Annotated in this window: 14 protein-coding genes; 2 read left to right on the top strand and 12 right to left on the bottom strand. The window is 70.4% G+C overall.

All coding sequences use genetic code 11. The features are described from left to right. Position 1 precedes the first annotated feature (1 nt). On the top strand, positions 2-961 hold the full coding sequence (locus ASF65_RS17880; RefSeq protein WP_055892220.1) for a glutathione S-transferase family protein: 960 nt from the start codon (positions 2-4) through the stop codon (positions 959-961). A 106-nt stretch (positions 962-1,067) separates the two neighbouring features. On the opposite strand, the gene ASF65_RS17875 is transcribed toward ASF65_RS17880, so the two are convergent. The 10 genes from ASF65_RS17875 to ASF65_RS21550 form a co-directional block, all read right to left on the bottom strand. Further along, entirely contained in the window at positions 1,068-2,087 is a 1,020-nt protein-coding gene (locus ASF65_RS17875) for a zinc-dependent alcohol dehydrogenase family protein (protein ID WP_055892217.1), read from the bottom strand. A gap of 145 nt (positions 2,088-2,232) precedes the next feature. Further along, positions 2,233-2,760: a hypothetical protein gene (locus tag ASF65_RS17870; RefSeq protein ID WP_055892214.1), complete on the bottom strand. Its 528-nt coding sequence runs from the start codon at positions 2,758-2,760 to the stop codon at positions 2,233-2,235. 61 nt (positions 2,761-2,821) lie between these two features. Next, positions 2,822-3,673, bottom strand: a complete 852-nt coding sequence (locus ASF65_RS17865; protein ID WP_055892210.1) for a fumarylacetoacetate hydrolase family protein — start codon at positions 3,671-3,673, stop codon at positions 2,822-2,824. Positions 3,674-3,686: 13 nt separating this feature from the next. Next, positions 3,687-4,433, bottom strand: coding sequence for an SDR family NAD(P)-dependent oxidoreductase (locus ASF65_RS17860; RefSeq protein WP_055892208.1), 747 nt, complete (start codon positions 4,431-4,433; stop codon positions 3,687-3,689). Positions 4,434-4,498: 65 nt separating this feature from the next. After that, positions 4,499-5,521 carry a LacI family DNA-binding transcriptional regulator gene (locus ASF65_RS17855; protein ID WP_055892205.1) on the bottom strand — a complete coding sequence of 341 codons (1,023 nt, stop codon included), beginning with the start codon at positions 5,519-5,521 and terminating at the stop codon, positions 4,499-4,501. A gap of 91 nt (positions 5,522-5,612) precedes the next feature. Further along, a complete protein-coding gene (locus ASF65_RS21560; protein WP_156369375.1) occupies positions 5,613-5,771 on the bottom strand; it encodes a hypothetical protein in 159 nt (52 codons plus the stop codon). 77 nt (positions 5,772-5,848) lie between these two features. Then, entirely contained in the window at positions 5,849-6,691 is an 843-nt protein-coding gene (locus ASF65_RS17850; RefSeq protein WP_055892202.1) for a metal ABC transporter permease, read from the bottom strand. Next, the gene (locus ASF65_RS17845; RefSeq protein ID WP_055892200.1) at positions 6,688-7,551 is read right to left on the bottom strand and encodes a metal ABC transporter permease; all 864 of its coding nucleotides are present in this window, start codon (positions 7,549-7,551) and stop codon (positions 6,688-6,690) included. The genes ASF65_RS17850 and ASF65_RS17845 overlap by 4 nt, the downstream gene beginning before the upstream one ends. Continuing rightward, a complete protein-coding gene (locus ASF65_RS21555; RefSeq protein ID WP_156369374.1) occupies positions 7,548-8,345 on the bottom strand; it encodes an ATP-binding cassette domain-containing protein in 798 nt (265 codons plus the stop codon). Before ASF65_RS21555 ends, ASF65_RS17845 begins: the two co-directional genes overlap by 4 nt. Beyond that, positions 8,342-9,190: a metal ABC transporter substrate-binding protein gene (locus tag ASF65_RS21550; protein WP_244486814.1), complete on the bottom strand. Its 849-nt coding sequence runs from the start codon at positions 9,188-9,190 to the stop codon at positions 8,342-8,344. The genes ASF65_RS21555 and ASF65_RS21550 overlap by 4 nt, the downstream gene beginning before the upstream one ends. A gap of 550 nt (positions 9,191-9,740) precedes the next feature. Here ASF65_RS21550 and ASF65_RS17830 point away from each other — a divergent pair. Then, on the top strand, positions 9,741-10,526 hold the full coding sequence (locus ASF65_RS17830) for a thermonuclease family protein (protein WP_055892193.1): 786 nt from the start codon (positions 9,741-9,743) through the stop codon (positions 10,524-10,526). Here ASF65_RS17830 and ASF65_RS17825 read toward each other — a convergent pair. Both ASF65_RS17825 and ASF65_RS17820 read right to left on the bottom strand, forming a co-directional pair. Then, entirely contained in the window at positions 10,515-12,176 is a 1,662-nt protein-coding gene (locus tag ASF65_RS17825) for a lysine--tRNA ligase (protein ID WP_055892191.1), read from the bottom strand. The genes ASF65_RS17830 and ASF65_RS17825 overlap by 12 nt on opposite strands. Before the next feature lie 114 nt (positions 12,177-12,290). Beyond that, on the bottom strand, positions 12,291-13,178 hold the full coding sequence (locus ASF65_RS17820) for a transporter substrate-binding domain-containing protein (RefSeq protein ID WP_055892187.1): 888 nt from the start codon (positions 13,176-13,178) through the stop codon (positions 12,291-12,293). Positions 13,179-13,242: the final 64 nt, after the last annotated feature.

Below are 13,242 nucleotides of genomic sequence, written 5' to 3'. Positions count from 1 at the left end.
GATGCTGGTCGATGGCCGTTGGACGGAAAACTGGCAGCCGGTGCAGGGCACGGACGCCAAGGGCGGCTTCGTCCGCCAGACGTCGAGCTTTCGCCACTTCGTCACCCCGGACGGCGCGGCGGGGCCGACCGGCGACGGCGGGTTCCGGGCGGAGGCGGGCCGCTATCATCTCTATGTCGCGCTGATCTGCCCCTGGGCCTCGCGCACGCTGATCGCGCGGCGGCTGAAGGGGCTGGAGGACGTCGTGTCCGTCTCGGTGGTGCGTCCCGAACTCGGAGCCGAAGGCTGGCGCTTCGGCGCGGGCGAGGGCTCGACGGACGATCCCGTCAACGGCGCGCGCTTCGTCCACGAGCTCTACACCCGCGCCGATCCGCACGTGAACGGCCGCGCGACGGTGCCCGTCCTCTGGGACAAGCGGCGCGGCACGATCGTCAACAACGAGTCGGCCGACATCCTGCGGATGTTCGATTCCGGCTTCGGCGCGCTGGCGCGGGGCGACATCGACCTGCGACCCGCCGACCTCGAGCCGGAGATCGACGCCCTCAACGACTGGCTCTATCCGCGCCTCAACAACGGCGTCTACCGCGCCGGCTTCGCGACGACGCAAGAGGCCTACGAGGACGCCTACGCCGGCGTCTTCGAGGCGCTCGACGCGCTGGAGGACCGTCTCGCGACAGGCGGACCGTTCCTCTTCGGACGCCGGCTCACCGAGACCGACATCCGCCTCTTCGTCACGCTCGTCCGCTTCGACGCCGCCTATCACGGCCTCTTCAAGTGCAATCGCCAGCCGCTGTCGAGCTATCCCGCCCTCACCGCCCATACCAGGCGGATGCTGGACGTGCCCGGCGTGCGCGAGACCGTGTCGATCGACCACATCAAGCGCGGCTACTATTCGATCCGGGCGCTCAACCCGAACGGCATCGTGCCGCTCGGGCCGGACCTCGCGAGCCTCGGGCTCTGAAGCGTTTTCCGACCGGGCAGGATGGTCGGCGCGGGGCGAAAGCGCCCCGCCGCTTGGCGGGCGTCCGAAGGACGATGACGACCGTTCGGCCCAATCGGACAGCGCTTTAGGGCACGACGATCACGCGGATCTCGCCGGCGGGCGCTCGGGCCGAGATCGCCTCGGCGCCCTCCTGCAGCGTGACGCGGCGCGAGACGAGCGGGGCGACGTCGATGGCGCCCGCGGCCAGAAGCGCCGCGGCGCGCGCATGGGTGAAGGGGTTGACGAACGAGGTCAGGAACTGGACCTCGCGGAACAGGAGATCGAAGGGTTCGATCTCGACCTTTTCGCCCTGTGGCAGGACGCCGAGAAGGAGCACACGGCCCCCACGCGCGGCGAGGCGCGGCGCCTGCGCCACCGTCTCCGCGACACCCGCCGCCTCGACCACGAGGTCGGCGCCGCCCAGCAGGAGGCCGCCCTCGCCGGCGATCCGGTGCTCTGCGTCGGACTGCCCGGCATCCACGGTCTCGGTCGCGCCCAGCCGCTCGGCCAGCGCGCGCTTGTCCGCGCTGCGCGTCGCAAGGACGATCCGCGAGGCACCGGCGAGGCGCGCGAGCTGGACGACGAGGAGCCCGATCAGGCCGCCGCCGAGGACGACCACCGTTTCGCCGGGCTTCAGGGCCGCGACGTCCATCCCGTGGATGCAGCAGGCGAGCGGCTCCGTGAAGGCGCCGTGAACGGGATCGAACCCGTCCGGCAGGCGATGGGCCTGCGTCTCCGGCACGATGACGTGCGTGGCGAAGCCGCCGTCGCGGTGGATGCCGATCGCCTGGAGATTGCGGCAGAGATGCACGCGGCCGCGATGGCATTCGGGGCAGCGCCCGCAGGCGATGTTGGGATCGCCCGTCACCATCATGCCGGGGCCGAAACGCGTCACGCCGGGTCCGACGGCTTCCACCGTGCCGGCGAACTCGTGGCCGAGCGTCACCGGGGGGCGCGAGGGAAACTCGCCATGGAAGAGGTGGCGGTCGGTTCCGCAGATGCCGCAGGCCTCGACGCGCACGAGAAGGTCGCCCTCGCCCGGCACGGGCTTTGCGGTCTCGCGCACGGCGAGCTCGCCGACGCCCTCCAGACGGATCGCCTGCATGTCATGTCCTCCCGACGCTGAGCCACGCCGATCCCCCTCGGCTGCTTCGCACGCAATGCAAAGGATCGCTAGCCGGTGCGGGAAAGTCCAGACGCCGGATGCGCCGACACGGCGTTCGTTCGGGCGACAGGACGCCGGCTTTGGCTCACGCCTTCGCGCTAGCGCGGCGCCCGGCCTCCAGCCAGAGTTGCCGCTCGCGCTCGGCGTCACCGAGCGCCCGGTGCTCGGGCCTGGCGTCGCGCCCCATCCGTTCGATCTCGGCGAGGATCGCCCGCGCCTCCTCGTCCCGGTCCGGCCCGAGATGGCGGGCGACGAGGTCGGCCCGCGCCTCCTCCGTGTCCTTCAGCCGGAGCGCATGACGCGGCTGCCCGCCGCCGCGCAGGAGCACGCTCAGCCACTTCCCATCCCATGACGGGGCGCTGGCATAGAGCGAGTGGGCCCCGAGGACCTCCAGCATCCGCTGCGCCAGCGCATCGGCCGCCATGCCCTCGCGCTCCAGCCGTTGGCGCGACAGGCCATGGATGCCCTCGGCCTCGGCCTCCCAGTCGGTCCAGTCCGGCTGGGGGCGGATGAGGTGGCTCTCCCCTTCGCCGGTCTCGAAGACCCAGGCGACCTCGACGGGAAAGCTCTTTCGGTTGAGGGACGAGGCCTCGAAGTCGAGAAAGACGATCATCACCCCTCAACGACGAGGCCGGCGGATCGCTCCGCCGGCCTCGTCTCGAAATGCGAAGCGATCAGCCCGCGTAGGCCTTCACGTCCTGGCGCTGCTCGCCGAGGCCCTCGATGCCGAGGCGCATGACGTTGCCGGGCTTCAGCCAGACGGGCTCCGGCTTGATGCCCATGCCGACGCCCGGCGGTGTGCCGGTGGTGATGATGTCGCCCGGCTGCAGGCTCATGAACTGCGAGATGTAGTGGACGAGGTGGGCGACGCCGAAGACCATCGTCTTCGTCGAGCCGTCCTGGTAGCGGTGGCCGTCGACCTCGAGCCACATCGAGAGCGCCTGCGGGTCGGCGACCTCGTCGCGCGTCACCAGCCAGGGGCCGATCGGTCCGAACGTGTCGGCCGACTTGCCCTTGACCCACTGGCCGCCGCGCTCGGTCTGGAAGTGGCGCTCGGAGATGTCGTTGACGACGCAGTAGCCGGCGACGTGGTCGAGCGCGTCGGCTTCCGAGACGTAACGCGCCTCGGTGCCGATCACGACGCCGAGCTCGACCTCCCAGTCCGGCTTGATCGAGCCCTTGGGGATCACGACGTCGTCGTTCGGGCCGACGATGGCGCTCGTCGCCTTCATGAAGAGGACGGGCTCGGAGGGCACCGCCATGCCGCTCTCGGCCGCGTGGTCGGCGTAGTTCAGGCCGACGCAGATGAACTTGCCGACGCGGCCGACACAGGGGGCGATACGCTCGTCCCCTTCGATCGTCGGCAGCGAGCCGAGATCGGCGGCGCGAATCTTGGCGAGGCTCTCGTCCGACAGGGCCTCGCCGGCGATGTCGTCGACGAGGCTCGACAGGTCGCGCAGGGTTCCGTCCTCGAGGCGGATGGCCGGGCGTTCGTGGCCCTTCTGGCCGACGCGAAGAAGCTTCATGGGTGGTGTCCCCTCAATAGGTGGCTCGGCCGCCCGACAGGTCGAAGACCGAGGCGGTGGTGAAGGAATTGTCCTTGGAGACGAGCCAGGCCACCATCGCGGCGGCCTCCTCGACCTCCAGGAACCGGCCGCGCGGAATGCGCACCAGCATATAGTCGATGAACTCGGGCGTCAGCGTCTCAAGGATGCGGGTGCGCGCGGTCGCGGGGGTGATCGCGTTGACGGCGATGTCGTGCTTGGCCAGTTCCTTGCCAAGCGACTTCGTCAGGCCGATGACGCCGGCTTTCGCCGCGGAATAGGCGGACAGGTTCGGGTTGCCCTCCTTGCCGGCGATCGAGGCGATGTTGACGATGCGCCCGTAGTTGCGCGCCTTCATGCCTGGCACCACGGTGCGGTTGACGTAGAAGGTGCCGTTCAGGTTGATCTCGACGACGCGGCGCCACTCGTCCGGGTCGTATTCGTCGAGCGTCGCGTTCTTGCCGGCGATGCCGGCCGAGTTGACGAGGATCGAGACCGGGCCGACCCCCGCCTCCACGGCGGCATGGGCACGGCCGAGGGCCGCAAGATCGGTGATGTCGACGGTCTGCGACGACGCGGCCTCCCCCAGCGCCGCCACCGCGTCGCGCAGGAGTTCGACGTTGGTGTCCCAGAGACTGACGCGAGCGCCGGACGCGACGAGACGCTGCGCCACGGCAAAGCCGATGCCCTGCGCGCCGCCGGTGACGACGGCGACCTGGCCTTCAAGATCGATGCGGTTCATGCTTCCCCTCCCAAGGACGCCCTCCCCCTTGTTTAACGTTACATGAAACCGCTCGCAAGTCGGCCTCACCCCGTCTCTCCGGGGAGAAAGGCGACGGGGAGGCAAAGGTCCTGCGTCTCGAAACGCCCGGTTTGCAAACGTTTCAGCATCGCCTCGCCCGCCCGCTCTCCAAGTTCGTAAGCGGGCGAGGCCAGGGTCGTCAGGCGCGGGCGCGCATGCCGGTGGGCGGGGAAGTCGTTGAAGCCGACGACGCGCACGGCGCTCGGCACCGCGACGCCCCGGTCGAGAAGATGGAGGAGCGCCGCCGAGGCGATCTGGTCGTTGGCGCCCCAGACCGCGCCGGGCAGACCGTGTTCGGCGATCCAGAGGCGCAGGGCCTCCTGGACGGCGGAGAAGTCGTCGTGGTCGACGCGCAGGACGTCGGCGGGCTCCGCGCCCAGCCCTTGGCCGAGACCGGCGAGCCGGTTCTCGATCGCCGGCCAGCTCTGGCGCGGCAGCATCGCAAGGACGCGGGTCACGCCAAGACGGGCGAGATGGGCGCCGACCCGGCGGCCGCCCCCTTCGTCGTCCTGGCGCACGAGGCAGAGATCGCGCCCCTCGGTCTCCACCACCTCCTGGAAGAGCACCACCGGCTGGCCGAGGTCGCTGAGGCGCCGCACGATATCGTGGCGCGCCGCGCGCCCGCCCGACACCATGGCGCAGAGGCCGCCGACATCGTAGGTCCGCATCAGGCTGGAGGCGGCGAGCTGGTCGGGATGGAGCCCGGAAAGCGTCAGCGTCCAGTCCGCGCGGTTCAGGACGTTGGCAAGACCGGCCACGAGCTGGGCGGTAAAGAAGTTGGCGAGGAAGGCCGGCGATTCGTCGACGATCACCATGCCGATCGAACGCGGCCCCTGCCCCCGCAGGTTGCGCGCGCTGGACTGGCGGCGGTAGCCGAGGCGCGCGATCGCGTCCTCGACCCGCGCACGGGCCGCCGCACCCACGAACTGCGTCTTGTTGTTGATGACGTTGGACACGGTCATCGCCGAGACGCCCGCCTCGCGCGCGACGTCCTTGATCGTCGCCCGACTTTGCCTGTCGGCGTTCATGCGTGATCCGCGTCTCCGGTGCCGGGCGCACAGCGCCTCCCGGCCCCCCGTCATAGCGAGGCGGGGGTGCCCCCGCCAAGCCCGGCGGTCGTCAGGTCGGATTTTCGGGCGGCGTCGTCGTGCCGGGCGCCATCTCGGTTCCGAACAGGCCGAACCCGTCGGACCAGAGCCCGATCAGAAACAGGGCCACGAGAATGGCCGCGACGATCAGCACCGTCGCCTGCGATTTCGTCCGCCTCTCCTCGCGCATGCCCACACTCCGTCGTTGCTCACCGAAGGCGAACGGTCTCGGCAAAACGCGGTTTCCGGCAAAATCCTCAGCCGGGATCAGGTCGCGGCGTCCGCGTCCACCTCGCGCGGGGCACGGCGGCCGAAGAGGAGCGCCAGGATCCAGCCGGCCGACATGACGAGGACGATGGTCGGCGCCGGCGCGCTGTCGAGGAACACCGACAGCCAGATGCCGAGCGTCGAGGCGAGGAGCGCGAAGGCGGCGGCCACCACCAGCATCCGGCCGAAGGAGCGGACGAGGAGGAAGGCCGTCGCGCCCGGGGCAATCAGGAGCGCCACGACAAGGATGATGCCGACCGCCTGCATGGAGGCGACGATCGCGGCCGACAGGGCGGCAAGCAGCCCGTAGTGCAGGACGCGGACGGGCAGGCCCGAGACGCGCGCCTGCACCGCGTCGAAGCTGTGCAGAAGCAGGCTGCGCCAGGACAGCACAACGAACAGGAGAACCGGCACGACGATCGCGGCGATCTCGACGAGATCGCCCGGCGCGAGGCCGAGGAGATCGCCGAACAGGATATGGTCGAGATGCAGCGCCGAGCGCACCTTGGCATGGAGGATGATGCCGAGCGCGAACATGCCGGCGAAGGCGACGCCCATGGCGGTGTCCTGCGCGATGCGGCTGTTGTTCTTCAGGAAGCCCGAGCCGGCGGCGCAGAAGAGGCCGGCCGCGAAGGCGCCGAGCGCCAGCGGCAGGCCGGCGGCATAGGCGAGGACGATGCCGGGCAGGACGGCGTGGGACACCGCGTCGCCCATCAGCGACCAGCCCTTCAGCACCAGGAAGCAGGACAGGAGCGCGCAGGGCACCGCGATCAGCGCGCCGGCCAGAAAGGCGTATTGCAGGAAGTCGATCTGGAAGGGGAAGAGGAGGTCGGCGGCGCTCATGGCAGCGCCTCCCGAACCTCGGCCCTCGCCCGGCGGCGCGCGGCGAAGATTCCGTGCTTGGGCGCGAAGACGAAGGCGAGAAGGAAGAGCGCGGTCTGGAGCACCACGATGACGCCGCCCGTCGCCCCGTCGAGGAAGTAGCTGGCATAGGCGCCGACGCCGCTCGTCAGCGCCCCGATCGCGACGGACAGCGCGATCATCCGCCCGAACCGGTCGGTCAGGAGATAGGCCGTCGCGCCCGGCGTCACCACGGCGGCGACGACGAGAAAGGCGCCGACGGTCTGCATCGCCGCGACGGCGCATGCGCTGAGAAGCGTGAAGAACAGGGCGCGCCAGAGCGTCGGGTCGAGGCCGATCGTGCGGGCGTGGTTCTCGTCGAAGAACACGGCCATCAGCGTGCGCCAGGTGAGGAGCAGGATCACGAGCGTCACGCCCGAGATGAGGACGAGCTGCAGCGTGTCCGACGGCGTGACGGCGAGGATGTTGCCGAGCACGATCGACTGGATGTCGATCGGCACCGGCGAGATCGAGACCATGAAGAGGCCGAGGCCGAAGAAGGCGGTGAAGATCAGGCCGATCACAACGTCCTCCTTCAGCCGCGAGACGCGCGAGATGAGAAGGATCGCGCCGGCCGCCAGCCCGCCCGACAGGAAGGCGCCGATCGAGAAGGGCAGGCCCAGCATGTAGGCGCCCGCGACGCCCGGCACGATCGAGTGCGACAGCGCATCGCCGATCAGCGACCAGCCCTTGAGGACCACGAAGGCCGACAGGAAGGCGCAGACGCCGCCGACCAGCATCGAGACCCAGATGGCGTTGAACATGTAGTCGTAGGTGAAGGGCTCGAGGAGCGCTGTGCTCACGCGACGGCCTCCACGGGCTCGCGGCCAGCGGGACGCGGCGCAGGCATCGCGCCGAACAGCCCGCCGCGCAGCGTGCCCCCGAAAGCCCGTTCGAGATGGGCGGGCACGAAGACGTCGGCGGTCGGCCCGGCCGCGAGCACCGTCCGGTTGACGAGGATCGCACGGTCGCAGAAGTCGGGCACGGCGGCGAGGTTGTGGGTCGAGACCAGCATCGCCGCGCCTTCGCGGCGGAGGTCCTTCAGAAGCGCGATGATCGCCTCTTCGGTGCGCAGGTCGACGCCGGTGAAGGGCTCGTCGAGGAGGATCACCTCGGCACCTTGCGCCAGCGCCCGCGCGAGAAAGACGCGCTTCTTCTGGCCGCCCGAGAGTTCGCCAATCTGGCGGGCGCGGAAGTCCGCCATGCCGACGCGGGCGAGCGCCGCGGCCACCGCCTGATGATCGGCCGGCTTCGGGCGCCGAAGCCAGCCCATGTGGCCGTAGCGGCCCATCATCACGACGTCCTCGACGAGAACCGGGAAGTTCCAGTCGATCTCCTCGCTCTGCGGCACGTAGGCGACGCGGTTCCCCTTCAGCGCGTGGCCGACAGGCGCGCCGAGGATCGACACGCGGCCCGCCGACTGCGGCACGAGGCCGAGCACGGACTTGAACAGCGTCGACTTGCCGCCGCCGTTGACGCCGACGAGCGCCGTGATCGAGCCGCGCGGGACCGAGAAGCTCGCCTCGCGCAGGGCGACATGGCCGCTGCGGTAGACGACGGTGAGGCCGGACGCCTCGATGCCGAGAGCCGCGCTCACGAGGAGAAGCCCGCGGCGATCGTCTGCGTCGTCACGCGCAGGAGGTCGATATAGGTCGGCACCGGTCCGCCCTCGGCGCTGAGGCTGTCGACATAGAGGACGCCGCCGTAGCGCGCCCCGGTCTCGCGCGCGACCTGGTTCGCGGGATCGGGCGAGACGGTGCTTTCGGAGAAGACGACCGGGATCTTCTCGGCCGTTACCGTGTCGACCACGCGGCGCACCTGCTGGGGCGTGCCTTGCGAATCGGCATTGATCGGCCAGAGGTAGAGCTCGCGCAGACCGAAGTCGCGGGCGAGGTAGGAGAACGCGCCCTCGCTGGTCACGAGCCAGCGGTGGCCCTCGGGCAGCGCGGCGAGCGAGGTGCGCAGGCCCTCGACGCTCGCCGAGATCTCGCCCTTGTAGCGCTCGGCATTGGCGGCGTAGGTCACGGCGTTGGCGGGGTCCTCGGCGGACAGCGCGTCGCGGATGTTGTCGACATAGGTCAGCGCCAGCGTCGGCGACATCCAGGCATGCGGGTTGGGCTTGCCCTGATAGGGTCCCTCCCCGATCAGGATCGGCTCGATGCCGTCCGTGAGAACGGCCGAGGGCTTGTCCCCCAGCCGCGAGAAGAAGCGCTCGAACCAGAGTTCCAGCCCCAGCCCGTTCCAGAGGACGAGATCGGCGTCGCGCACCGAGAGGATGTCGCGCGGGGTCGGCTGGTAGTTGTGGATCTCGGCACCGGGCTTGGTGATCGAGACCACCTCGGCGCGATCGCCCGCGACGTTGCGCGTCATGTCGGCCAGCACCGTGAAGGTCGTGGCGACCTTCAGCTTCTCGGCGGCGAAGGCGGGCGCGGCAGCCAGCACGGCGGCGAACGCGAGGGGGAGAACAGAGAAATGTCGCCGGCTCAGGTTCACGCAGGGCTCCTAATGAATCTCGCACGGAGATTATGCAAATGCGAATGGTTTGCAAGTAGGACCGTTCCGATGGGGGTGCTGACGTTTTGGTGAGGGGGAAACGACCCGGCGCCGCGATCGCTCGGCCGCAACACGCCGGAGCCTCGATGTGCGGCCCCGCCGCGCCGGAACGCCTGGAACTCTCCGACCGACCCGTCGACAGCGCCGCGGGCGGGTCGCTGCCGCCGGCCTGGGACCCCGACGGGACACCGCACGGCCCCTCTCCTGACGCCGCTTGGAAGCCCCGTTCGATCGCGGACGGACCCGAGAGGATGCCCGGCGACCGGACAGCCGCATCCTTCCCCGGGAGCGTTCGAGCCATAGCTTTGCGATGGCCACGCGGGTGAGGACACCCGCGGGACGTCGGGCGTGGCGGGGCGGCCTGTTCGAGGCGCCCGGCCGGCGCTAGAGTGGAAGACGTGCGGCCGGCCCTCGCCGCACGCGAAGAAGGACGGCACCCATGCAACCGCTGCGGATCGCTCTCGGCCTTCTGGCGCTCGTCACCGTGTTCTTCATGGCGGTGCCGGCCGAGACCACGCTGTTTTCCGGGCGCCGCGACATCGCCGAGCCGGCGACGATCGTGGAGAGCGCCGAGGCCGCGTCCGAACCGGCCGCAGCGGTGCCGGCGGCGCCCGCCTCTACGCCGGCCGTGCGGGCGATCGACGCCGCACCGATCGATCCAAGCGGCCTCACGCGCCTGCCTGCCGTGGCGAGCGGCGCGGCGACGCCGCCCTCGCCCGGCGAAACGGCCGCGGTGGAAGAGACGCCGGCGGCCATGGCCGCGACACCGGCTCCCGAGGTCGCCGCCGCAGCACCGGCCGCACCAGACGGCCCCTTCTATCGCCTGTTCCCGCGGCCGATCGCGGTGGACGCGCGCACCCTGAAGACCGGCGAGGTCACGCTTCTGGTCGAGGACGTCGAGCCGGTGGCCGGCGACGCGCGATGCGCCGACGGGGCGCAGGCCTGGCCCTGCGCGACGCGGGCCCGCACCGCTCTCCGTGGCTGGATCCGCGGCCGCTCTTTGATGTGCGCGGTGACGCCGGACCAGCGCGAGGCGCGCGAGATCAGCGCGCCCTGCCTTCTCGGCGAGGCCGACGTCGGCGACTGGGTGGTGCGCAACGGCTGGGCGCTCGCCACGCCCGGCGGCCGCTACGAGGCGGCCGAGCGCGAGGCGCGCGACGCGCGTCGCGGCGTCTGGGCCTACGGCCTGTCGGAGACGCGCACGGCCGCTGGGTCAGGCGGCTGAGGCGAGGCGTCCGGCCAGGGCGTCGGCGATCAGCCGCCGCGTCTCGTCGATGCCGTAGAGCGCCACGAAGGAGCCGAAGCGCGGGCCGCGCTCCTGCCCGATCAGGATCTGGTAGAGCGCCGAGAACCATTCGAGCGAGACGCCGGGGCCGCCGTCCGGGCCCTTCTTCTTCTCGTCCTGGTATCGCGGGATCGGGCGCGCGGCGTCGAGCACCGCGTCCTGGATCGCCGCGGCGTCAGCGCCTTCGGGCAGCGCCGCAAGCCGCCGGTCGAGATCCTCCAGCGCCGCGCGCTCCACCTCGTCGGGCGCCCGGAAGCGCTTGGTCGGGCGCACGAAGTCCTCGAAGTAGCGCAGCGCGTAAGTCACGAGGCGGTCGAGCTCGGGATCGGTCTCGGCCGTCACGCCCGGCGCATAGCGCGAGATGAAGCCCCAGAGCGTCTTCGGATCGGAGGCGTTGGAGGCCGAGACGAGGTTGAGGAGCAGCGCGAACGAGACCGGAATGCCCTTCACCGGCGGCTCGCCGCCATGGATGTGGAAGGTCGGGTTCTGCAGGCGCGACTTCGTGTCCTGCCGCTCGAAGGCGCTGGCGAAGGCGTAGTAGTCCTCGACCGCCTTCGGGATCACGTCGAAATGGAGGCGCTTGGCCGCGCGCGGCTTGTTGAACATGTAAAGGCCGAGGCTTTCCGGCGACGCGTAGGTCAGCCATTCCTCGATCGACAGGCCATTGCCCTTGGACTTCGAGATCTTGGCGCCCTCGGCATCGAGGAAGAGCTCGTAGACGAAATGCTCGGGCGCCTCGCCGCCGAGGATCTCGCAGATCCGGTCGTAGACCACGGCGTTGGTCTGGTGGTCCTTGCCGAACATCTCGAAGTCGACCCCGAGCGCCGCCCAGCGCATGCCGAAGTCCGGCTTCCACTGGAGCTTCACCTGCCCGCCGGTGACGGGAAGCGTCGTCTCCGTGCCGTCCTCGTCGAGGAAGGTGATCGTGCCGGCCTTCGCGTCGACATGGCGCATCGGCACGTAGAGGACGCGGCCGGTGGTGGGCGAGATCGGCAGGAACGGGCTGTAGGTCGTCTGGCGCTCGGGCCCAAGCGTCGGCAGCATCACGCCCATGATGTCGTCGTAGCGCTCGGCCGCGCGCAGGAGCACCGCGTCGAAGCGGCCGGAGCGGTAGTAGTCGGTCGCGCTCGCGAACTCGTAGTCGAAGCCGAACGTGTCGAGGAAGCGCCGCAGCATCGCGTTGTTGTGGCCGGCGAACGTCGCCTCCGGACCGCCGAACGGGTTCGGCACGTCGGACAGCGGGCGCTGCAGGTAGGGCTCGAGCGCCGCCCGGTCCGGCACGCTGTCGGGGATCTTGCGCATCCCGTCGAGATCGTCGGAAAAGCAGATCAGCCGCGTCGGGATCTCGTCGTTCGTCAGGATGCGGAAGGCGTTGCGCACCATGGTCGTGCGCGCGACCTCGCCGAAGGTGCCGATATGGGGCAGGCCCGACGGGCCGTAGCCGGTCTCGAACAGCGCCTCGCGCTTGCCGGTGCGCTGGAGGCGCGCGACGATCTTGCGCGCTTCCTCGAAGGGCCAAGCCTGCGAGGTCTGTGCGGCCTCGAGGATGTCCGGCATGCTGCGGCCGGCCGCTTCGCTCTCGTCGCCCATGGTGGATCGCCCTTTCCTGCCGCCAGCCTCCGGCGCACGGGACAGCGCGGGGCTCGCATCGACAAGCCCCGTCTATGGTTTTTGCGCGTGCCCCCGTCAACGGCGGGCGGCGGCTCAGAAGGCGCTGACGGGAAAATAGCGCAGGAGAAGCTCCGACATGCGCCCGTTCGCGACGATCCGGCCGACCGCATAGTCGAGGGCCGAGCGCAGGTCCTCGTCCTCGGGTTTCACCGCGATGGCGAGCCCTTCGCCGAGGAAATGGTCGGAAAGATACGGACCGCCGGCAAAGGCGCAGCAGTCGGCGGCGGCCTCGCTCGACAACCAGAAGGACAGCCCGACCCCGTCGCCGAAGACCGCGCGCACGCGCTCCGCGCGCAGCGCCTCTAGCGCCGCCTCGCGCGTCGGCAGCGCGACCGGTGTCGCCCGCGGGAAGAACGCCTTCAGCATCGCCTCGTGGGCGCTGCCCGCGACGACGCCGATCGGGACGCCGGAGAGGCCAGCGTCGAGCTCGCTGTCGAGCGGCCGCCCGTTCAGCGCCACGAAGCGGGCGGGATAGCGGAAGAAGGGGTGGGTGAAGGCGAAGCGCGCCCGGTTGTCGGCGTCGAGCGCAAGCCCCGCGATCACCGCCTCGCCGTCGCCCGCCGCCAGCGCGTCGCCCAGCTCGGCAAAGGGGCGGGCCTCGATCTGGCACCGCGCGGCGAGGTCGAGTTCCTCGCAGATCATGCGGGCGAGATCGACGTGGAAGCCGGCGAGGCGCCCGCGCTGGTCGAGAAAGTTGAAGGGCGCAAAATCCACCGAGGTGAGGAACCGGATGCGCGCCCGGCCCGCCAGGTCCGGTTCGGCGAAGCGCTGGCCCTGGTCCCAGAAATTCGGGGTCGGCACGACGGCGCGCTCCATGGGGGACGTCGAGGCCGGGGCGGCGGGCGTGGCCTGCGGCTGCGCAGCCAGCGGAACAACCCAGAGCTGTGCGACCAGCACGCTGATGGCGAGGAATGCACGCAAGGGTTTCTTCTCCGGCGCCGATTTCAAACCCAAGATGTGGCCGATCCTCGCAAGGGGACTCGCG

Source organism: Aureimonas sp. Leaf324 (assembly GCF_001423245.1).
Lineage (GTDB): Bacteria > Pseudomonadota > Alphaproteobacteria > Rhizobiales > Rhizobiaceae > Aureimonas.
This window is presented reverse-complemented; position numbering and strand designations above follow the sequence as displayed.